The 20,610-nt window shown below is 72.8% G+C and carries 16 protein-coding genes and 1 tRNA gene; 5 read left to right on the top strand and 12 right to left on the bottom strand.

Annotated features, from left to right (window positions below; genetic code table 11):
* Positions 1–2 precede the first annotated feature (2 nt).
* Positions 3–656, bottom strand: a complete 654-nt coding sequence (locus tag QRN23_RS12320; protein ID WP_285063673.1) for an HAD-IA family hydrolase — start codon at positions 654–656, stop codon at positions 3–5.
* A gap of 58 nt (positions 657–714) precedes the next feature.
* Between QRN23_RS12320 and QRN23_RS12325 the strand changes: the two genes are divergently transcribed.
* The 3 genes from QRN23_RS12325 to QRN23_RS12335 all read left to right on the top strand — a co-directional run bounded on the left by QRN23_RS12325 (position 715) and on the right by QRN23_RS12335 (position 3,007).
* Positions 715–1,134, top strand: coding sequence for a hypothetical protein (locus QRN23_RS12325; protein WP_285063674.1), 420 nt, complete (start codon positions 715–717; stop codon positions 1,132–1,134).
* Between the two features lie 404 nt (positions 1,135–1,538).
* Complete coding sequence (locus QRN23_RS12330) at positions 1,539–2,471, top strand: aminodeoxychorismate lyase (protein ID WP_236556831.1); 933 nt, start codon at positions 1,539–1,541, stop codon at positions 2,469–2,471.
* A gap of 266 nt (positions 2,472–2,737) precedes the next feature.
* Positions 2,738–3,007 carry a hypothetical protein gene (locus QRN23_RS12335; protein WP_123571943.1) on the top strand — a complete coding sequence of 90 codons (270 nt, stop codon included), beginning with the start codon at positions 2,738–2,740 and terminating at the stop codon, positions 3,005–3,007.
* A gap of 138 nt (positions 3,008–3,145) precedes the next feature.
* Here the strand turns inward: QRN23_RS12335 and glgX are convergent, their stop codons facing one another.
* Positions 3,146–5,203: a glycogen debranching protein GlgX gene (glgX, locus tag QRN23_RS12340; RefSeq protein WP_159825093.1), complete on the bottom strand. Its 2,058-nt coding sequence runs from the start codon at positions 5,201–5,203 to the stop codon at positions 3,146–3,148.
* Between the two features lie 298 nt (positions 5,204–5,501).
* Between glgX and QRN23_RS12345 the strand changes: the two genes are divergently transcribed.
* Complete coding sequence (locus QRN23_RS12345; RefSeq protein ID WP_285063675.1) at positions 5,502–6,548, top strand: hypothetical protein; 1,047 nt, start codon at positions 5,502–5,504, stop codon at positions 6,546–6,548.
* 89 nt (positions 6,549–6,637) lie between these two features.
* Here the strand turns inward: QRN23_RS12345 and QRN23_RS12350 are convergent, their stop codons facing one another.
* The 3 genes from QRN23_RS12350 to QRN23_RS12360 all read right to left on the bottom strand — a co-directional run bounded on the left by QRN23_RS12350 (position 6,638) and on the right by QRN23_RS12360 (position 12,119).
* Complete coding sequence (locus tag QRN23_RS12350; protein ID WP_123571946.1) at positions 6,638–8,551, bottom strand: APC family permease; 1,914 nt, start codon at positions 8,549–8,551, stop codon at positions 6,638–6,640.
* A gap of 197 nt (positions 8,552–8,748) precedes the next feature.
* On the bottom strand, positions 8,749–9,546 hold the full coding sequence (locus QRN23_RS12355) for a response regulator (protein ID WP_285063756.1): 798 nt from the start codon (positions 9,544–9,546) through the stop codon (positions 8,749–8,751).
* A 5-nt stretch (positions 9,547–9,551) separates the two neighbouring features.
* A complete protein-coding gene (locus tag QRN23_RS12360; protein WP_277959376.1) occupies positions 9,552–12,119 on the bottom strand; it encodes an ATP-binding protein in 2,568 nt (855 codons plus the stop codon).
* Positions 12,120–12,421: 302 nt separating this feature from the next.
* Here QRN23_RS12360 and QRN23_RS12365 point away from each other — a divergent pair, with 302 nt between their 5' ends.
* Entirely contained in the window at positions 12,422–13,087 is a 666-nt protein-coding gene (locus QRN23_RS12365) for a TetR family transcriptional regulator (protein WP_159825087.1), read from the top strand.
* A 125-nt stretch (positions 13,088–13,212) separates the two neighbouring features.
* Here the strand turns inward: QRN23_RS12365 and QRN23_RS12370 are convergent, their stop codons facing one another.
* From QRN23_RS12370 to QRN23_RS12400, 7 genes are all read right to left on the bottom strand, one after another.
* Positions 13,213–13,968 carry a glycosyltransferase gene (locus QRN23_RS12370; RefSeq protein WP_285063676.1) on the bottom strand — a complete coding sequence of 252 codons (756 nt, stop codon included), beginning with the start codon at positions 13,966–13,968 and terminating at the stop codon, positions 13,213–13,215.
* Positions 13,965–15,362 carry a PIG-L family deacetylase gene (locus tag QRN23_RS12375; protein WP_285063677.1) on the bottom strand — a complete coding sequence of 466 codons (1,398 nt, stop codon included), beginning with the start codon at positions 15,360–15,362 and terminating at the stop codon, positions 13,965–13,967. The genes QRN23_RS12370 and QRN23_RS12375 overlap by 4 nt, the downstream gene beginning before the upstream one ends.
* A 29-nt stretch (positions 15,363–15,391) precedes the next feature.
* Positions 15,392–16,576, bottom strand: coding sequence for an acyl-CoA dehydrogenase family protein (locus QRN23_RS12380; RefSeq protein ID WP_285063678.1), 1,185 nt, complete (start codon positions 16,574–16,576; stop codon positions 15,392–15,394).
* A gap of 82 nt (positions 16,577–16,658) precedes the next feature.
* A complete protein-coding gene (locus tag QRN23_RS12385; RefSeq protein WP_285063679.1) occupies positions 16,659–16,991 on the bottom strand; it encodes a hypothetical protein in 333 nt (110 codons plus the stop codon).
* A gap of 165 nt (positions 16,992–17,156) precedes the next feature.
* Positions 17,157–17,246: transfer RNA gene (locus QRN23_RS12390), tRNA-Ser, on the bottom strand.
* Between the two features lie 479 nt (positions 17,247–17,725).
* The gene (locus QRN23_RS12395; RefSeq protein WP_285063680.1) at positions 17,726–19,108 is read right to left on the bottom strand and encodes an LCP family protein; all 1,383 of its coding nucleotides are present in this window, start codon (positions 19,106–19,108) and stop codon (positions 17,726–17,728) included.
* Positions 19,109–19,249: 141 nt separating this feature from the next.
* Positions 19,250–20,467 carry a glycoside hydrolase family 6 protein gene (locus tag QRN23_RS12400; RefSeq protein ID WP_285063681.1) on the bottom strand — a complete coding sequence of 406 codons (1,218 nt, stop codon included), beginning with the start codon at positions 20,465–20,467 and terminating at the stop codon, positions 19,250–19,252.
* Positions 20,468–20,610 lie beyond the last annotated feature (143 nt).

Raw genomic sequence — 20,610 nt, forward strand, 5'->3', positions numbered from 1 at the left:
CCCTACGGCAGCGTGATCTCGAGCAGCCCGTCGGCCCGCACGATCACCGACACGTCCTCGTACCCGGCGACGCGCGGCAGCCCGTCGGCGGCCGGCCCGTCGTGGTCTCCCACGACCACGACCGAGGCTCCGGAGGCGCGGGCGGCCTCGAGCCCCGCCGCGGCGTCCTCGAAGACGACGACCTCGCCGGGGTCGACGCCGAGCAGCTCGGCAGCCAGCAGGTAACCGTCCGGGGCCGGCTTGCCCACGGCCACCTGCTCGGACGCCAGCACGACCGCCGGCCAGGGCACGCCCGCCTCGGCCATCCTCGACCGCGCCAGCTCGTGGTTCGCGCTCGTCACGAGGGCCACCCGGTCACCCGGCAGGCTCGCCACGAAGGCGGCGGCGCCCGGGATCTCGACGGTCCCGTCCCGGGTGCCGGCCTCGACCGCCTGCAGCCCGTCGGTGAGGGACCGTGCCTCGCCCTCGGGCAGCCGGGGCAGGAACCGCGTGACGGTGTCGTGGGTCTGCCGGCCGTGCGCGAACGCCAGCAACTCGACGACGTCGAGCTGGTGTTCGGCCGCGAAGTCGCCCCAGATGCGTTCGACCAGGGCGGTCGAGTCGACGAGCGTGCCGTCCATGTCGAACACGATCGCGCGGCAGGTGAGGGTCGTCATCGCCACAGTCTGCCCCGGCGCACATGCGGCACGCACCCCCACGGCGTACCGTGCCCGCATGCACGAAGACGAGCAGGACACGAAGACCGGCACCACCACGGGCGACGCCACGACGGCCACGGACGGCGTCGGCTACGCAGGCACCGCCGAGACCGCACCGGACCGTCGCGACGCCGACGACCCGACCGCGGACTTCCCGCGGAGCGAGGCGACCACCGCCGAGATGCAGCGGTCGGCGACGGAGGACTCCCCCGCCGTGGACTCCGACACCGACCTGGACGCGGTCCAGGCCCTGCCCGGTGAGGGCGGGCCGGACGACGTCGGCGACATCGAGGTCGACCCCGACGACCTCAACCTCTCGGGCGACTCGATCCCCGGTCACCCCAAGCCCGGTGAGCCCGATCCCGCCGACGCGCCCTCGGGTGACGGCGCCGCGCCGTCGCACCCGAAGCCCGGGCCGCCCCGGCCCCGCGGCTGACGCCTCCGGGACCGACCACGAAGGGCCGCACCGTCTCGACGGTGCGGCCCTTCGACGTGCGCGCAGTGGCGCGGGTGGTCCTACGTGTGTGGTGTGGTGCCGGGCGGGCCGCCCCGTGAAGAAGCTCCCGGCCCACCGGGCACCACGCGCCCACCGTGGGCGGGCTCGCTCACGGTACCGCTGCAGTCTGGGCGGGCAAAGAGGACCCTGCCAGGAAAACGCCTGTTCAGCGCCCGGAATTAGCTAGACGCACTAGTCACCGTGGCGAGCGGGTGCCCGATGCGCACCTCCGAGCAGCCGTCGGGCCGATCGAGATCCCGTGGACGTCTAACCTCTCGACGACGAGTGATTATCCACAGCCTGTCCACAAAGCGAAAACCCGCGCCCGAGGTACGGTCGAGGGCGTGACCGACCTCGCCGCAGACGCCTCCCCCACGACCGACACCGCGCCTCCTGCCCCCGTGCTCGTGGTGATCGACCGGGCCCGGGCCGGCGCCCGAGGCGATGGTCCCGGGTGGCACCTCGCCGACGCGGCGGAGCCGACCGTGAACGTCGTCGACCTGGGCGTGACCCGCGGCGACGGCATCTTCGAGGCGTTCGGCGTCGTCGACGGAGCCGTGCAGGCGCTCGAGCCGCACCTGACCCGCCTGGCACGGTCGGCGGCCCTGCTCGACCTGCCCGTCCTCGACCTCGACCTGATCCGCGAGGCGGTGCTCGCCTCGGCCGCCGCCCACGCGCCCGTCCCGTTCGCGTTGACCAAGCTCATCGTGACGCGCGGCCTCGAGGGCGTGCCCGACAGCGAGCCGACCGCGTGGGCCCGGACCGAGGTCTACGAGGACCACGCCGTCGAACGCCGCGACGGCATCCGCGTCGTGGCGCTCGACCGCGGCTACCGGCACGACGTCGCGACGACCTCGCCGTGGCTGCTGCAGGGCGCCAAGACGCTCTCGTACGCCGTGAACAAGAGCGTGCTGCGCGAGGCCGCCCGCCGGGGCGCCGACGACGTCCTCTTCGTCAGCAGCGACGGGTACGCGCTCGAGGGGCCGTCGGCCTCGCTCGTCGCGCGTTTCGGCGACCGCTTCGTCACCCCGCGCACCGACCAGGGCATCCTCGAGGGCACGACCCAGGCGGCCGTGTTCGAGGCCCTGACGGACCTCGGCCACGAGACCGCGTACGAGCTGCTGCCGCTCACCCGCGTGCACGAGGCGGACGCCCTGTGGCTGCTGTCGAGCGGGCGTCAGATCGCACCCGTGTCGGACCTCGACGGCCGGCCGTTCGCGATCGACCACGAGCTGACGACGTCGCTGGTCGAGGCGCTCTGGGCCCGTCGCACCTGAGCCCCCGCCGTTCGAACAGATGTCCACCTTGCGAACGATGTGTCGGGCGATGGTGGCGATCACCCGGTGACCTGCGAGAGTCGGGAACGCGTCGATTCACGGCGACGCGACCCGCATCACCCCGTTCCGCACGCGGTCGCAGGGCCGCAGAGATGAGCTGAACACATGAACATCGTCCACGCCTCCGGGCACCACCCCCTCGCGCACGACCTGGCTCCCACCGAGCCGATCGACATCAGCGCACTCCTCCTGGCCGAGGCCGCGGCATGAGCGCCGCCGACCTCGCCCGCCTCAGCCACGACCAGCTCGTGGCGCACGTCCGTCGCTCCGTCGACGTGACCGGCCACTACGCCGCCGACCAGCGGGTGCCCGCCGCTCGCATCGAGGTCTACCCCAAGCGTCGACCCGCCGGTCGAGCCCACCGGTCGCCGGTCGACCACGGGCCCGTCGTCTGCGGCACCGTCGTCGACATCACGCCGGGACCGAGCTACGCCGACTTCTTCGCCCCCGAGGCGCAGCAGCTCGCCACCGCCTGATCCCCGCTCGGCCTCGGCCGACCCACACGACGACCGCCGTCCCCTCGGGGCGGCGGTCTTTCGCATGCCCGGGGGACGCAGGAGGCGCGGTGCCGATCCCGAGGACCGGCACCGCGCCTCCTGCGCTCGCCCCTCCGCCTAGGAGGCGCGGCTCCGCAGCAGCGTGAAGCTCGCGTCGCGCACGAGCAGCGTCGTGACGGCGCCCTCGACCTGCTGGCCGGGGTCGCTCGACGCGGCGAGCTCCCACTCGCCGTGGGGCGCGTCGGGCACGTTGAACTCGACGACCGCCGTCGAACCGTTGACGAGGTACGCGAACGCGTCGGCGTCCTTGTGGGTCAGCACGAAGGTGATCGCCTTGTTCTCGCCCTGCTGCCAGTCACCGCTCGAGAACGAGTGGTCGTCGGCACGGCGCACCTGCACGTGGTCGTCGCTCTCGACCTCGGGGGCGTACCGGAACCAGTCGGGCCGCAGCGCCGGGTTCTCGCGACGCAGCGTGATCAGCTCGGTCGTGAAGGCGAGCAGGTCACGGTCGGCACGCTCCCAGTCGAACCACGAGATCTCGCTGTCCTGGCAGTAGGCGTTGTTGTTGCCGCCCTGGCTGCGGGCGATCTCGTCGCCGCCCAGGATCATCGGGACGCCCGCGCTGAGAAGCAGCGTGCCGAGGAAGTTGCGACGCTGGCGGTCGCGGTACTCGTTGACCGCGGGGTCGTCGGTCGGGCCCTCGGCGCCGCCGTTGAACGACTTGTTGTCGCTCTCGCCGTCCTGGCTGTCCTCGCCGTTCTCCTCGTTGTGCTTCTCGGCGTAGCTCGTCAGGTCGGCGAGGGTGAAGCCGTCGTGCGCGGTGACGAAGTTGACGCTCGACAGCGGCGAGCGGCGGTCACCCTCGTAGACGTCGGGGCTGCCGAGCACGCGGTCCGAGAACGTCGAGAGGACGCCGGGCTCGCCGTTCCAGAACTCGCGCACGTCGTCGCGGAACTTGCCGTTCCACTCCGACCAGTCGGCCGGGAAGCCGCCGACCTGGTAGCCGGCGGTGTCCCAGGGCTCGGCGATCATCTTGACGCTCTGCAGCACCGGGTCCTGGTGGATCAGCGTGAGGAACGCGCTGTGCTCGCTGGCCTCGCCGCCCTGACGGGTGAGCGTCGTGGCGAGGTCGAAGCGGAAGCCGTCGACGTGCATCTCGGTGACCCAGTAGCGCAGGCTGTCCATGATCAGGCCGAGCGCCGCCGGGTGGCTGACGTTCAGGCTGTTGCCGGTGCCGGTCGTGTCGAAGTAGTTGCCCTCGTCGCCCTCGACCAGTCGGTAGTAGGCGGCGTTGTCGATGCCCTTGAACGAGATCGTCGGGCCCATGTGGTTGCCCTCGGCCGTGTGGTTGTAGACGACGTCCATCCACACCTCGAGGCCGGCGGCGTGGAGGTCCTTGACCATCTGCTTGAACTCGGCGACCTGGCCGCCGGCCGTGCCCGCGGCCTTCGAGGCGTACTCGTCGTGCGGGGCGAAGAAGCCGATCGAGTTGTAGCCCCAGTAGTTGCGGAGGCCCTTCTCCTCGAGGTGGCTGTCCTGCACGAACTGGTGCGTCGGCAGCAGCTCGACGGCGGTCACGCCCAGGTCGGTGAAGTGCTTGATCGCGGCGGGGTGCCCCATGCCGGCGTAGGTGCCCCGGATGTCCTCGGGGACGTCGGGGTGCGTCTGCGTGAAGCCCTTGACGTGCACCTCGTAGACGACCGTGTCCTCCATCGGCGTGAGCGGGCGCTGGTCGTCACCCCAGTCGAAGTCGCGATCGGCGATGACGTTGCGGGGCATGGCCGCGGCGGAGTCGGACTCGTCCATCGTCTCGGGCTCGTCCATGTCGTGCCCGAAGACGGCCTGACCCCAGTCGAACGTGCCGTCGAGGGCCGTCGCGTACGGGTCGAGCAGCAGCTTGTGCTCGTTGTGGCGGAGGCCGGCGGCAGGGTTCCAGGGGCCTGCGACACGGAGGCCGTAGCGCGAGCCGACCCGCGCCTCCTCGACCACGGCGTGGAAGACGTGGCCGGTGCGGTTCGTCAGCTCGAAGCGGCGCTCGGTGCCGCCGTCGGCCTCGTCGTCGAACAGGCAGAACCAGACGTGGTCGGCGGTCTCGGAGTACACCGCGACGTGGGCGCCGCCCTCGGGCAGGGGCGTCACGCCGAGGGGGTAGGGCAGGGAGCGGGAGTCGTTCATGATCCCAGCAGTACAGGAGGAGCGCCGCCGGCGGCCAAGCTGAGCGCCGTACCCCGCCGAACCGTCCCGCCCGCCCGGCCCGCGCCTCCTTCCTCCCCGCCTGCCCGGCCCTCCCCGCCATGAACCCCGTTCACGAAGATGAACCCCGTTTCCGCGTGGTTCAACTTCGTGAACGGGGTTCATGGCCTCGTGTCGAGGACGACCACGCCTCCCCCACACGCCGGGAGGGAGCTCCCACCGCCCCCAGGCGAGGAGGCGCGGATCACGCTGGTCGGGCGCCGCCCGTCACGCTCGCCCCATGACCAGCACCGCGCCCCACCTCTGCCCGCTCGTCTTCACCTCGACCCACGGGGGCACGACACGCGAGGCGCGACGCCTGCAGCTCGAGGCGCGGCGGGAATCGCTGGTCCGCGTCCATCGGGGCACCTACGCCGCCGCCGCCGACTGGGACGACCTCGACGCGCGAGGGCGGCACGTCGTCCTGACCAGGGCGGTCACCCGAGGGCTGGAGCGACGGTGCACGGTCTCCCACGACTCGGCCGCGGCCCTGTGGGGTCTGCCGCGGGTCCACGACGCCTACGCGGACGTGGTGACCGTCATCGATCCTCGGCGGACGACCACGAGGCGTTCGACCGACCTCCTGCGCCGCCCCGGCTCGGTTCAGGCGGCCGACCGCGACGAACTCCACGGAGTGTGGCTCACGAGCCTCGAGCGGACCGCCGTCGACGTGGCTCGGAGCGCCTCGTTCGGCGATGCCGTGCTGTGTGTCGACGCCGTCCTGCGCCGCCTGGTCCTGCCCGACGGACACCGGACGGGCGCTGCCGTCGAGGCCGAGTTCCTCCGCCGACGCACTCGACTCATGTCCCGACTGGGCCCGTCCTCACACCCGGGCGGACGGATGGCCCGTCGCGCCGTCGAGTTCTCGTCCGCGTGGGCCGAGAACGGAGGCGAATCCCTCCTGCGTGTCGTGCTGTTCGAACTGGGCTTGTCGTCGGTCGAGTTGCAGAAGACCTTCATCCTCGGCGACCGGTTCCTCGGACGCTGCGACGTCTTCCTCCGGACCTTCGGCGTCGCGGTCGAGTTCGACGGGCACATCAAGCTCACCGACCCCGAGATCCTCGCCGGACGGACTCCCGCGGAGGCCATCAGGCTTCGGGGACGTCGCGACCGCCGCCTCCTGCGCCATCCCGAGATCCGTCACGTGGTGCACTGCGAATACGCCGATCTGGTGTTCCCGGAGAGGCTGGTCGAACTCCTCCGGGCGGCCGACGTCCTCATCGATCCACGTCGGGTGACGCACGCTGCACGGGTCGCTCGACGGCGCTTCGTCGGGGCGTCCGGATGAACCCCGTTCACGAAGATGAACCCCGTTCAATCGGGGTTCATCTTCGCAAACGGGGTTCGCGCGCGTGCAGAGGGTCGGGGCAGGGGCGGCTAGCTGACGTGCACGTCGGGGCGGCGGCTGCGCGAGGGCTCGGCCCGGCGCAGCACCTCGCGGGTCACCGGTGCGACCTCGCCCACCCCGGTCAGGAAGAACCGCCCCATGTTGGACAGCGGGTTGCCCTCGGTCCACTCGAAGTAGATGTCGGGCACGACGCCGGTCTCGTCGCGGATCGCCAGCAGCACGCTGGCCACGGCGTTCGGCACCGCGCCGCTCGTCGTGCGCAGCACGCGGTAGCCGTGCAGCGCGTGCCCCGTCACGACGAGGTCCTCCTCGAAGTTCGACGAGTCCCCCTTGTGCACCTCGAGGAAGATGACCGGCGAGCGCTGCGGGATGCCGCTGTACTTCCGCTCGGCCGTCAGCTTCTTCTTGTAGATCTCGGCCACCTCGCGCCCCGGCTCGTGGGCGATGACGCGGATCGTGCCGTACTCGTCGGCGTCCTCGCGCACGTACGCGAGCGCGGTGTCGTCCAGGGTGACCGAGGTCGCCCGCAGCTGGAACGACCGCTGCACGCGCGAGACGAGCGACACCGCGATGATCCCGATGATGAAGATCGCGGCGATGCGCACGCCGTCGGGACGCTCGACGACGTTGGTGATGGTCGTGTAGACGAACACGAGGGCGACGACGCCGAAGCCGATCGTGCGCTTCCGCTGGCGCGCGCGTCGTGCCGACAGCGTCACGGCCACGGAGGCGCTGGTGATCAACACGAGCACCCCCGTCGCGTAGGCCCCGCCCTGGGCGTCGACGTCCGCCTCGAACACGATGGTGATGACGAAGGCGATCACCGTGAAGACCAGCACGAGGGGACGGACGGCCCGGGCCCACTGCGGCGCCATGCCGTAGCGCGGCAGGTAGCGCGGCACGAGGTTGAGCAGCCCGGCCATGGCCGACGCCCCGGCGAACCACAGGATGCAGATGGTGCTGACGTCGTACAGCGTGCCGAAGCCGTCGCCGAGGTACTGGTGCGCCAGGAATGCCAGGGCTCGGCCGTTGGCCGACCCGCCGGCCTGGAACTCGGCCTGGGGGATCAAGAGCGTGGTGACGAAGCTCGACAGGATGAGGAACGAGCTCATGATGATCGCGGCCGTGGCGAGCAGGCGACGGGCCCCACGGATGCGTCCCACCGGCTTGGCCGGGGTGTCGGTCGGGTCGCCGGTGATCTGGGGCATGACGGCCACCCCGGTCTCGAAGCCCGACAGGCCGAGGGCCAGCTTCGGGAAGACGATCAGGGCGATGCCGACCATGACGAACGGGTTGCCGTGCTGCACGGTCAGCGCTTCCCACCAGTTGCCGATGACCACCGGGTTCTCGCCGATGTGGAAGAGCGACACGGCGATGACGACGAGGTTGAGCGTCAGGAAGATCGCGACGAGCACGACCGCGATGCCGATCGCTTCGCGGAAGCCCCGCAGGAAGACGGCGGCGAGCAACGCGACCAACACGAGCGTCAGCGGCACCTCGGCCCCGTGGAACCACGACGGGGCGAACGGGTTCTCGACGGCGTGCGCCGTGGCGTCGGCCGCCGACAGGGTGATGGTGATCATGAAGTCCGTGGCGGCGAAGCCGAGCAGGACGAGGACGAACAGCTTGCCGCCCCACCAGGGCAGCAGGCGCTCGAGCATCGCGATCGAGCCCTCGCCGCGCGGGCTCTCGCGGGCGACGCGGCGGTAGACGGGGAGCGCGCCGAACAGCGTCAGCAGCACCAGCACGATGGTCGCGAGGGGCGAGAGCAGCCCCGCCGCGACGGCCGCGATGGCCGGTTGGTACCCGAGGGTCGAGAAGTAGTCGACGCCGGTCAGGCACATCACCCGCCACCACGAGTGCGTCTTCTCCGGGGTCTCGGCGTGCGGACCCTGGTGCGTCCCCGCGGTCTCGGTGAGGCCGTGCAGCAGCCAGCTCCGCATCCGTCGCGTGGTCGGGTGCGGGGTCGGCGGTGCGACCCTGGCGGGTGACTCGGGCTGCGCGGACACGGGTTCCTCTCGGACGTGCGGGGCGCACCGACCGGGAGGCGGGCACGTGCCCTGCAACGTTAGGCCTCGTGCGCCTCCCGGTGGTGACGTCCGGCGTTAGGAAACCGTGAGGATCCCGACGGCGACCGCGGTCACGCCTCCTCGACGACCTCTGCCCCGGCGTCGGGCACGAAGCGGTAGCCCATGCCGAGCACCGTGACGAGGTGTCGCGGTGCGGCCGGCACGGGTTCGAGCTTCTTGCGGAGTTGCGCGAAGTAGAGCCTCAGGTAGCCGGTGTCCTTCGCGTGGAAGGGGCCCCAGACCTCGGTCAGGATGGTCTCGCGCGTGATCAGCTTGTCGGGGCTGTGCAGCAACAGCTCGAGGATCTTCCACTCGGTCGGCGTCAGCCGGACGGCCGTGCCGCCGCTGCCCGCGCCGCCGCCCGCACCCGCGCCGCCGCCCGCACCCGCGTCACCACCCGCACCTGGGCCGCCGCCCGTGCTGCCGCCCGGACGACGGACCACGGTCTTCGCCGCGAGGTCGACCTGCACGTCGCCGAACGTGACCACGGGCTGCTCGTCGTCGGTGCCCGACGGCAACCGGCGGGTCTGCGCCCGGATGCGGGCGAGCAGCTCGTCCATCGAGAAGGGCTTCGTGACGTAGTCGTCGGCGCCCGCGTCCAACGCCTCGACCTTGTCGGCGGCGTCGGTGCGGCCCGACACGACGAGGATCGGCACGGTCGACCAGCCGCGCAGGCCGGTGATCACCTCGACCCCGTCGAGGTGGGGCATGCCGAGGTCGAGCATGACGAGGTCGGGGTGCCGGCTCGCCGCGAGGTCGAGCGCCTCCCGCCCGTCGGCGGCCGTGACGACGTCGTAGCCGCGCGCGCCGAGGGTCACCTTGAGCGCCCGCAGGATCTGCGGGTCGTCGTCGGCGATCAGGATCTTCACGGCGCTCACGTGGCCGACCGTACCCGATCGGCTTCGCCTGCCCCGCCCGGCCCGGCCTCGCCTGCCCTGCCCGCCCCGGGCACGACCGGCAGCCCGACCACCATGGTCAACCCGCCGCCGGGGGTGTCGTCGAGTGCGAGCGTGCCGCCCATCGCCTCGACGAACCCCTTGCTGAGCGCCAGCCCGAGCCCGAGGCCCGTGCCGTTGTCGGTGTCGCCCAGCCGCTGGAACGCGACGAGGATCTCGTCCCGTCGTTCGACCGGGACCCCGGGGCCCCGGTCCACGACCCGCAGCTCGACCCGGTCGCCGAACGCGCTCGTCGAGATGCGGACGCTCGCGTTCGGCGGCGAGTGGCGCAGGGCGTTGTCGAGCAGGTTGACGACCACGCGCTGCAACAGCACGGCGTCGGCCCGCACGGGCGGCACCGTCGCCCGCAGCGCGAGCTCGACGTCGGCCGGCCCGAGGCCGAGCTCGTCGAGGGCGCCGAGCACGACCTCGTCGACGTCGACGTCCGCGGGCGTCACGGCGAGGGCCCCGGCCTGCACGCGGCTGACGTCGAGCAGGTCGGTGACCAGGGTCGAGAGCGAGTCGAGGCTCTCGTGGGCGGTGGACAGCAGCTCGTCCCGGTCGGAGTCGCTCCAGGCGACGTCGGTCTGCCGCAGTCCGCTGACGGCGGCCGTCGCGGCGGCCAGCGGACGACGCAGGTCGTGACCGACGGCGGCGAGCAGGGCGCTGCGCATGCGGTCGACCTCGGCGAGCGGGGCGACCTGGCCTGCGGCCCGGCTCAGCTCGGAGTGCTCGAGGGCCGCCTCGACCTGCGCCGCGACGACGTCCAGGAGGCGCCGGTCGGCCGCCTGCAGTTCGGGTCCGGTCAGCTCGAGGGTCGCGTCGGCGCCCGCGGCGATCGACGTGGTGGTCCCGGCCGGGGACCCGGCTCCGGGACGGCCGTCGTCGGCGAGCCGCGCCTCCCCGATCTCGACCCCGCCCTGGACGACGCGCACCCGGGTCATGCCCAGGGCCTCGCGGGTGCGGCCGATCAGGGCCTGCAGGGCGTCCTGGCCGCGCAGCACGCTCCCCGCGACCGTGGCGAGCAGCTCGGTCTCGGCGAGCGCCCGGGCCGCGGCACGGCTGCGGCGTGCGGCCTGGTCGACCACGTAGCTGACGATCGCGGCGTTGAGCACGTACAGCACGAGTGCCGCCAGGTGCAGCGGCTCGGCGATGGTCAGCTGGTAGATCGGCGCGATGAAGAACAGGTCGAGCGTCACGCCCGAGAGCAGCGCCGCGAGCAGGGCCGGCCAGATGCCGCCCGTGACGGCGACCACCACGACCAGCAGCTGGAAGACCAACACGGTGCCCGCGATGCCGTCCTCCGAGCGGTGCCCGGCCAGCAGCCCGGTGAGCAGCGGCCCGGCCACGAGGGCGAGCACGAACCCGGCGATCACGCGGCGTCGCGACAGGGCCCCGCCGAGTCGCGGCAGCACCCGGTCGCGTCCGGCCGAGGAGTGGGTGACGATGTGCACGTCGATGCGTCCCGACTCGCGGATCACCGTCGAGCCGATGCCGGGCCCGGTCAACGCCGCGGCCAGGCGCCCCCGTCGGCTGACGCCGATGACGAGTTGCGAGGCGTTCACCCCGCGGGCGAAGGCGACGAGCGCACGGGGAACGTCCGAGCCGACGACCTGGTGGTACGTGCCGCCGAGCTTCTCGACCAGGGCCCGCTGGGCCGCCAGGGCACCCGGTGCTCCCTGCCGGAGGCCGTCCTGCGCACTCACGTGCACGGCGACGAGTTCCCCTCCGGAGGACCGGGCGGCGATGCGGGCACCCCGTCGGATCAGCGTCTCGCCCTCGGGGCCGCCGGTCAGGGCGACGACGACGCGCTCCCGGGCCTCCCAGGTGCTGTCGATGCCGTGCTCGTCGCGGTACGCCTTCAGCGCGCTGTCCACCTCGTCGGCCAGCCAGAGCAGCGCCAGCTCGCGGAGGGCCGTCAGGTTGCCGAGGCGGAAGAAGTTCGAGAGCGCCGCGTCGACCCGGTCGGCCGGGTAGACGACGCCCTCGGCCAGTCGGTCCCGGAGGGCCTGAGGGGCGAGGTCGACGAGCTCCACCTGGTCGGCCGCCCGCAGCACGGCGTCGGGCACCGTCTCGCGCTGCGTCGCCCCGGTGATGCGCTCGACCACGTCGGTGAGCGAGTCGACGTGCTGGACGTTGACGGTCGAGACGACGTCGATGCCGGCGACGAGCAGGGCCTCGACGTCCTGCCACCGCTTCTCGTGGGTGGAGCCGGGGGCGTTCGTGTGGGCGAGCTCGTCGACCAGCGCGAGCTGCGGTGCCCGCGCGAGCACCGCCTCCAGGTCGAGTTCGTCCAGCGCGACGCCGCGGTGGACGACCGCCCGGCGGGGCACGACCTCGAGGTCGCCGACCAGCGCCGAGGTCGCCCGCCGGCCGTGCGTCTCGACGACGGCCACGACGACGTCGACCCCTTCGGATCGCAACCGTGCCCCTTCTTCGAGCATCGTGTACGTCTTGCCCACGCCGGGCGCCGCCCCCAGCACCACCCGCAACCGCCCTCGCTTCATGGGCTCAGCCTGTCACCCCTGCGGACCCAAGCGTGCCGGAGGTGGACCACCCGCCGGGCACACGGGAACGCCCCGTGACCACGGGGGCCACGAGGCGTGTGTCTCGAGGGAACCTGGCCCCCTCCGTGGTTCAGCTGGAGGGTCGCACCCGACGCGACCCTGCGCGATCTCACAGGGGGTTGTGTGCCTGGTGCCTCTCGAGGCCGTCCGACCCGAATCGGACTCTTGCAGGATACGCGATCCGGAGGCTCCGTTGCCCATTGGGCATGGAAATTCTCAGGAAGCCCCGGCACGATGGTCCGATGCAGCAGACTCCGGCGCGTGGGGACCTCACCCGATTCGGCACGGAAGCGGTCGGCGGGCGCGACGAGAAGCGTCGGGCGACGAGCCGTGGGCTCGCCGACGCGGCCTTCCGACTGGCGACCGAGAAGGGCTTCGACGGTTTCGTCGTCGAGGACGTCACCGCTCTGGCCGGTTACTCGAGGCGCACCTTCGCGAACCACTACTCGTGCAAAGAGGACGCCGTGGCCTCGGTGCTCCTGAACAAGGCGGGCGCGGCGGTCGACGCCTCCGACCTGTCGATGCTGGCGTCCTTCCAGGGCACCGACATCGACCTGCTCGAGCTGCTGCTGCTGTCGGCCGTCGACACCCAGCTCGTGGACTACATGATCAGCCTCCGCCACCTGCTGCGGACGCACGAACCCCTGCTGCCCTACGTGCTCGCGGTCGGCGTCCCCATGACCGAACGCGTCGGCGACGTGATCGGCCTGGCCGTCGGCCCCTCACGGGACGACCTGACCACGTCCTTGCTGATCCACTCGACCTGGGGTGCCGTCATCGCCGTGCTGCGCGGCGTCTACGACCCCTGGGCCGACACGACCACCGACGACGAACGCGTCGACGCCCTCCGCGCCTACTGGGCGACGACGTTCGAGCGCTTCCGCACGGGCTTCGGGCCCGTCGCCTGAGCCGGTCCGCACCGCACCGCACCGCACCGCGTTTCGTGCACGGCACCGGGTAGAGACGCGGCGCCGTGCACGAAACGCGGTGCGACACGCTGGGCTCGGGACGAGGAGGCGCGGTGCCGGCCTCGTCAGGCCAGCAGGTCCACGGCGAGGTAGCCGGCGTAGCCGCCCGACGTGCGTCCGTCGCGCCGTCCCGAGGTCAGCACCTCGCCGACGTCCGAGGCGACGAGCGTCGCGCCGGCGTCGCGCAGCCGGTCGACGAGGACGTTGTCCTCGTGCAGGTCGACGGGTGCGAACCCGCCGACGGACCGGTACGACGACGCCCGCACCCCGAGGTTGGCGCCGTGCACGTGGCCGTTCGGCCGCCCGGGCGTGTGCCGGGCCGTCCAGGCCGCGATCTGACGCGGCGAGAGGTCGGAGAAGTCCGGGCGCACGGTCCCGATCACGACGTCGGTGCCCGAGGCGGCCCGGTCGAGCTGGTCGTCGATCCAGCCCGGCGGCACGACCGAGTCGGCGTCGGTGCAGGCGAGCCACACCGCGTCGAGCGGCAGGTCGTCCGAGGGCGCGCCGAGTTCGTCCAGGGCGACGTCGACGCCGACGGCCCGTGCGACGCCGACCCCGCGGGCCTCGATCTCGACGACGGTCACGCGGGCGTGCGCACGAGCGGCCGCCACCGTTCCGTCGGTGCAGGCGTCGGCCACGAGGACGACGACGACCCGCACCTCCGGATGGGTCCTGGCCGTGTGCCGCCGCGCGACGTCGACGCCGTCGAGGGCGCGCGAGACGAGTTCCTCCTCGTCGTGCGCGGGGACGACGACCGCGACGGCACGAACGGGGCGGGCCGGGGTCGAGGCCGGGGTCGATCGGGCGGGCGCGTCGCTCATCGCAGGCCCGTCCGCTGGGCGACCGACCGGGGGTCGCGCGAGAAGACGTCGAGCACGAAGTCGCCCTCGACGTGGTGCGAGACCCGGTGGAGGCGCGGGTCGGCGCCCAGCCGGGCGTGGACGTCGTCCGCGTGCTGCCGGAAGTCCCCCTCGGGCTGGGTCCAGTGGCAGGCCACGACGTCGCCGTCGTCGGCCAGACCGTCGACGATCGAGTCCACCAACCGCCCGAACGCCTCCGGGGCCAGGTAGTAGCCGACCTCGCTGAGCACGACGAGGTCGAAGGTGCCCGACGGGTAGTCGGCGGCGGCGTCGGCCTGCTCGACCGTGACGTGGGGCATGTTCGCGAGCCGCTCGCGGGCGGCCTGCACGGCGACAGACGACACGTCGAGGGCCAGCAGGCGGTCCGCCGCGGGGGCCAGGTCGCCCGTCAGCACGCCGATCGAGCAGCCCACCTCGAGCACGCGGCCGTAGCGCTCACGCGGCAGCGACGCCACGGTGAGGGCGCGCTTGCGGCGCTCGTACCAGCGCGTCGTGACCCGCCACGGGTCGGCGCGGCGGGCGTGCGTCCGGTCGAACGTCGCCTCGGTCGCCGGGACCGACGCCGCGGCGCCCGCGCCCTGGCCGTCCGTGTCCTGGCCGCCCGCGTCCCGACCGTCCGCCTGCGACCCGGCCACGACGAACACCTCGCGCCCGCGGGTGAAGTGCCGCTCGAACACCGGGTGCAGCACGGGTGCGTCCTCGGGCGCGGTCGAGAGGGGTCGGCGCTGCGAGACGTACGCCGCGAGGGCCGAGCGCTTCGCGGCGTCGGCGACGGCGTCCAGGGGCGACAGCCGCAGCGACGGCCAGGGCACGTCGGGGTGGTCGGGCGAACCCCAGTGCCACAGCCAGATCGGGTACTCGAGCACCGTCGTGCCGGCCTGGTCCGCCTCGGCCGCCAGCTCGGCGGCGATCTCGCCGAGCACGCGGTGGTCCCGGTGCCCGTCGCCGCGCCAGGGCGCGACGAGCAGGCCACCGGGCCCGGGCAGCAGGGGACGCAGCCGCTCGGTGATCTCGGCACGGGCCTCGCGGACCGTCCCGTCGGCGATGCTCCAGTGCACCAGCTCGACGTCGTGACCCAGCAGGTCCACCGCGACCCGCGCCTCCTCGGCCCGCGTCGCGACGAGGTCCTCGGCGCTCGAGGTCGAGCCGGGGTGCGAGGCCGCGCCGTCGGTCACCACGACGACCATGACCGGGATGCCCCGGGCGGCCGCGTGGGCGATGAGCCCGCCGGCACCGAGGGTCTCGTCGTCGGGGTGGGCGGCCAGCACGACCACGCGCGACGCGTTGGTCGGCACGACGGCGCCATCGAGCTGCGGCAGGTCGAGGAGGCGCGGGTCGGCCTCCCAGGTCTCCACCGGAGTCCCCGGCGCGCGACCGTCGAAGCTCACCACGTGGGACGTCCGTCGGCCACGGCCCGACGCAGGACCGTCTGGCCGAGCGACGCGTCGTCGCGTTCGCCGTGGTGCTGGCGGAGGTAGAGCTCGAGGTCGGCGACGCGCTTGGCGTGGGCCGCGTCGGTGGCGAGCGGGGCCGGGCCGAGGGCACGGGACGCCCGCGCGAGCACGTCGTCGCAGGCGTGGGCGACGGTCCCGCGGACGCGCTTGGCCAGCAGCCGCCCGGCGTCACCGGTCGCCTCACCGGCGTCGACGAGGTCGGCGGCCTCGACCAGCGCCCGGCGGGCGTCGGCCAGTCGCGTGTCGACGAGGCCGAGGGCCTGCAGGAGGTGCGGGTCGGCAGGGCGCTCCGGCGTGCGCGACGAGGCGGTCACCGCCGCGGCCAACAGTGTGCGGGCCACGCCGACCGCGCCGCCGTACCAGCACGCCGCGACGCCGATCCCGCCCCACGAGAAGCCGGGACGCTCGAGGTACCACCCGGGGGCGCCGACCTCGCGTGCCTCGACGTCGTCGAAGTCGACCGGGCCGGAGGGGATCTCGACGAGGCCCCTGGCGTGCCAGGCGTCCGCCGTCACGGTCACGCCCGCCTGACGGAGGTCGACCGAGAACAGCCGACGCTCGTCGCCGACCCAGGCGGTGACGAGCGCGCCGTCGAGGGTGCCCGCCAGGGAGCACCAGGGCTTCGTGCCGGCCAGCGACCACGGACCCGACCCGTCCGGGCCCCGGGTCGCCGTCAGACGGACGCCGGGCCCCTCGGCGGCGAACACGCCCCAGGTGAACGGGTCGGCGGTCCGAGCGCGCGGGGGGACGGAGGAGCGGTTGCCGTCGTCCTCGTCGGACAGGATCTCGGTGGCGGTCGCGGCGCCGACCTCGGCGTGCTGGTCGAGGATGGCGAGGGCGTCGAGGTGCGGTTCGGCCGCTCGGGCCTCACCGAGATCGTGGGCGGCGAGCGTCGCCAGGGCCTGCCAGAGGTCGGCCGTCGAGCCGAGTCCGGGCAGGGCCCCGTGTCGACCGAGCTCGACGGCGAGGTCGAGTGCGTCGCCCACCGAGGGCGCCGGACGGGATCGCAGCCCCTCGACGACGAGAGCGGTGGCCGTCCCGACGACCGGACCCGCGCCTCCCAGGGTGACCGGCTCGACGGGGTCGGTCGAGCGCGCGGGCGCGGAGGGACTCATGGTCTCGACGCTAGTCGGTCGTCCGATCGAGCGTGGGGGTTGACAACGGGGTGGACGACAGGCGTCGGGCAGTGCGGGAGGCTCAGAACTCGTCGCTGTCGAGCGAGATGCGCTCGGCCGCTTCGGCGGTCTGGGGCTCGATTCCGCGGAGGCGGCCGATGCGCCCCTCGATGTCGTCGACCAGGGCGTCGTCGTCGATCTCGGCCTCGTCGGTCTGCTCTTCGGAGACCAGCATCTGGCTGGCGGGACCGAGCAGCACCTGGAACCGCTGGTGCACCCCGCCACGATCCATGCCGGGCAGGTCGACCATGTCGGACTTGTTCTGCATCGCCAGCGCTCGCGCGTACTCGACGACGGCCGCCGCGATCGCGTCGCCGGTGACCAGGTACTCGTCGGTGTAGTGGATGCGTTTCACCCGTGGTTCTCCCTGCAGTCGAGACGACTCGTCGTCACCGATCACGCTACGCGCGACGGGGCGGGAAGGCCCCGTGCCGGGCGACGTCGGTGGGCCCTCGAGCGGGCAGAAGAAAAGCCACCCCGGAACATCTCTGGCGAGAGAGAGAACCGACGTGGCTTTCCGCGGAGCCGGTGGGATTTGAACCCACGGTTCCCACAAAGGGAACTCCACCTTAGCAGGGTGGTGCACTAGGCCGAACTATGCGACGGCTCCATGCGGCTCGCGAGCGAACGCGCAGGGACAAGCATAGCGGCCCGGAGGCCAGATGCCGAACCGGGGCCCGGCGCCGGTCGGACGTCCGGCCGGGACGGGCGTGGACAGAACCACCCGTGCCCCACCCGCTCTGGGGGGCGTGATCGGCTTGTCGGCATTTGTGCCGACACATAGAGTACCCCTGACGCCGACGACGGCCGAGGGGCCGGGGCCCGACAGCACGGGCCCGTTCACCCTTGCCGAACACGCCCCCCGACGGTCGCCGCGTCACGTGCCCCACCATCGAGCGCCGCACCCGAACGGTTGCGCCCGAGGGGCTCGCCGCCGGCACCGACGCCGGCCTCCACACCCCCCACGGTGCCGCACCCCTGATCCCGGCATCGCGGGGTTCTCATGCGTGCCGGTTCGGGCCGCCGCTTGAGGTCACCGGTCGTCCCGGCGAGCTGGTTACTCGCCGGGGCGACTTCTCGGCGGAGCGCCTAGTTCGAGCCGAACGCCACCGAGCAGGTCTGGTCGGCCGCCGTCTGGCCGGTGAGCCCCTCGATGACCTCGGTCGTCGGAGGCGTGGTCGACGCCCCCGCGCCCGGATCGGTGGGTGCCGCCGTGTCGGCCGGAGCAGCGGTCTGGGCCGGAGCAGCCGTCTCGGCCGGAGCGGCCGGGGCCTGTGTCGCCGCCGCACCGTCACCCGTGGCGGTGTTCTCGGAGCCGATGCCGGTGCTGCCCTCGGGGATCGAGAACGGGACGTCGTTCGCGATCGCGTCGAAGAGCTGGGTCGCCACGGCCTCGTCGGGCTGCACCTTGTTCTCGTAGACGCCCGAGCCTCCGGTCGTGCCGGGGTACTGGACGAAGTTGACGGCGTCGAGCGGCAGGTCCCGGAGCGCGAGACCGATCTGCACCATGGTGTCGATCTTGGTCAGCTGGTCGGACAGGGTCATGTTGCTCGCCGCGGCGCGGGCCAACGAGTAGAGCTTCGTGGGGTTGCTGAGGGTGTCGGCGCTCTTCACCGTCCGCAACAGCGACGAGAGGTAGACCTGCTGGCTGCTGATGCGGCCGAGGTCGGACCCGTCGCCCACGCCGTGGCGGGTGCGCAGGAAGGCCAGGGCGTCGGCACCCGACAGCACGGTCTCGCCGGCCGGGATGTCGAGACCCGTGTAGCGGTCCTTGATGGGCGTCGCGGCACACACGGGGACGCCGCCGATGGCGTTCGACATCTCGATGACGCCGTTGAACGAGATCATGCCCGCGAAGGGGATGTCGAGACCGGTCAGGCTCGAGACGGTCGAGGCGACGCAGCTCAGCCCGCCGTACGAGTAGGCCTCGTTGATGGGTCGGGCCGACATCGCCGAGTAGTACCCCGAGCCGTCCTCCTTCGCGCACGACGGGATCGGCACGACCATGTCGCGGGGGATGCTGACGGCGGTCGCGTTGGTGTGGTCGGCCGACACGTGGAGCAGGATGTTGACGTCGTTCAGGGTCGCGTCCCGCTCGCCGAACGCCCCCTGGTCCTGGCTGGCGTCGTTGTCGGTCCCGACGACGAGGATGTTGAAGCCGCCTTCGTACTCGCTGATCGACGGCGGAGCGGGCTTCGTGGTCTCGCCCTGGGCCGCCTGCAGCTCGACCCCGTCACCGAGGTCGCTGCGCACCTGGTACGCCGCGATGGCGCCGACCGAGGCTCCGCTCACGAGCAGGACGGCCACCGAGGCGGCCACCACCTTCGTGACGGCCCGCACCGCGCCTCCGCTCTTGAGCCGGCCGTGTCGGGCGACTCCCGTCGTCGCGGGGGCGGAACGGCGTCCGGAGGCGGTCGCCTCGGGTCGGGCAGCTCGTCGGCCACGGCCGGATCGGTCGCGAAGGTCGCTCACGCGGTGTCCTCTCGGTCATCGAGGGCGACCCTCGCTCGCGCGGCCTCGGGATCGTTCGAGGATCGAGCGGGCAGAAGGGCACCGTTCGGTGTACGGGCAGATGGAGATACTACCCAGGCGGTCCTGGGCCGATGCCGGGACTCAGCCGGTCGCACGGTTCGCGACGAGCTGGACGGCGTACGAGGCGTGCCACTTGCCGGCGGCCGGTCCCCCGTTGCACTCGCCGTCGCTCGCCCCGGGCGTCTTGATCCAGAGCAGGGCGTCGAGCTTCGTCGTGCCGGTCTGCACCGAGGGCACGACCCCCAGGCCGGCCCCGGGCGCGTTGCACCACGTGCCCTTCCAGCCGCGACCGTTGCGCGACGTGTCGATCACGTACCGTGCGCCTCCCGTCGCCAGCGACACCTTCTCGGCGTAGGCACGCTCGGATTCGACCGGGTAGTAGTTCGACACGTTGGTCGCGAAGCCGCGCGCGCGGTCGACACCGGCCGCCTTGAGGCGCGCGGCCATGGTCTGCGGCGGCACCCAGTTCGAGTTGCCGGCGTCGAGGTAGGCCGGGACGCCCGCGTCCGCCAGGGTCGCGACGGCGGAGGCGATGGTGGCCTCCCGCCCGCTCGTCTGCTCGGGGCAGTTGCTGATGAGCGTGAGGGCGTCGGGCTCGACGACCACGACGACCCGGTGGCCCGCCAGCCGCGAGGCGACGAGGGAGTTCCAGCGCAGGTACGCCGCGTTGTCGGCCGACCCACCCGCCGAGTGGCTGCCACAGTCGCGGTTGGGGATGTTGTACGTGACGAACAGGGGGGTCGCGCCGACCTTCTCCGCGGCGGCGACGGTGCCGTCGATCTTCTTCACGAGCTGGGCGTCGGTCAGCCAGCTGCCGAGCCAGGTCGCCACCGGCTGCTTCGAGATCGTGCGGGCCGCCGCGGCCTCGGCGGTCCGTCCCTCGGACGTCAGCGTGGTCGCCGCGCGCGCCGCCTCACCGGCGGGGTCGACGTACAGACCGCCCCGGAACAGCGTCGTGGTGGGCGTGGTGCGGATGGTCTGCGAGACCGCGGCGGGCGTCGTCACCGACGGGACTGACGGGACCGACGGGACCGACGTCGAGGTCGGGTCGGGCGACACCGGCGCCCCGGTCGACCCGCGCTCGCCGCGCGAGGTGAAGGCGGCGATGGCGCGCTCGGCCGACTTGGACGACCGTGCGGGCGGGCTCGACGCCGTGGTCGGCGAGGCCGTGACCGAGGTCGCCGAGGGGTCGACGGGGGCCGCGTGCGCTCGCGCGGGAGCGACCGCGAGGCCGGCCGTCAGGGCGACGGCGACGCCGAGGACGACGGCGGCGCGGGTCGTCGGGGTCATGTGGGTCATGGCTGGGGTCCTGGTGTCGAGGGGCCCGGGCGGTGTTCGGCCCACCCGGGGTGCCGACCGGTGCGGGACCGCAACGGGGGGCTCGATCAGTGCAACACGGGGGTGCCTCGGCGTTCAGTCCCTGTTCGGGGGGACGGAGCGTT

The sequence above is a fragment of the Frigoribacterium sp. ME-P-080 genome (assembly GCF_030209595.1).
Lineage (GTDB): Bacteria > Actinomycetota > Actinomycetes > Actinomycetales > Microbacteriaceae > Frigoribacterium.

What these genes read in the sequence shown, in the direction of transcription:
- QRN23_RS12320 (WP_285063673.1), bottom strand. Translation starts at nt 656, where the DNA reads ATGACGACCCTCACCTGCCGCGCGATCGTGTTCGACATGGACGGCACG.
- QRN23_RS12325 (WP_285063674.1), top strand. Translation starts at nt 715, where the DNA reads ATGCACGAAGACGAGCAGGACACGAAGACCGGCACCACCACGGGCGAC.
- QRN23_RS12335 (WP_123571943.1), top strand. Translation starts at nt 2,738, where the DNA reads ATGAGCGCCGCCGACCTCGCCCGCCTCAGCCACGACCAGCTCGTGGCG.
- glgX (WP_159825093.1), bottom strand. Translation starts at nt 5,203, where the DNA reads ATGAACGACTCCCGCTCCCTGCCCTACCCCCTCGGCGTGACGCCCCTG.
- QRN23_RS12345 (WP_285063675.1), top strand. Translation starts at nt 5,502, where the DNA reads ATGACCAGCACCGCGCCCCACCTCTGCCCGCTCGTCTTCACCTCGACC.
- QRN23_RS12350 (WP_123571946.1), bottom strand. Translation starts at nt 8,551, where the DNA reads ATGCGGAGCTGGCTGCTGCACGGCCTCACCGAGACCGCGGGGACGCAC.
- QRN23_RS12360 (WP_277959376.1), bottom strand. Translation starts at nt 12,119, where the DNA reads ATGAAGCGAGGGCGGTTGCGGGTGGTGCTGGGGGCGGCGCCCGGCGTG.
- QRN23_RS12365 (WP_159825087.1), top strand. Translation starts at nt 12,422, where the DNA reads ATGCAGCAGACTCCGGCGCGTGGGGACCTCACCCGATTCGGCACGGAA.
- QRN23_RS12370 (WP_285063676.1), bottom strand. Translation starts at nt 13,968, where the DNA reads ATGAGCGACGCGCCCGCCCGATCGACCCCGGCCTCGACCCCGGCCCGC.
- QRN23_RS12380 (WP_285063678.1), bottom strand. Translation starts at nt 16,576, where the DNA reads ATGAGTCCCTCCGCGCCCGCGCGCTCGACCGACCCCGTCGAGCCGGTC.
- QRN23_RS12400 (WP_285063681.1), bottom strand. Translation starts at nt 20,467, where the DNA reads ATGACCCACATGACCCCGACGACCCGCGCCGCCGTCGTCCTCGGCGTC.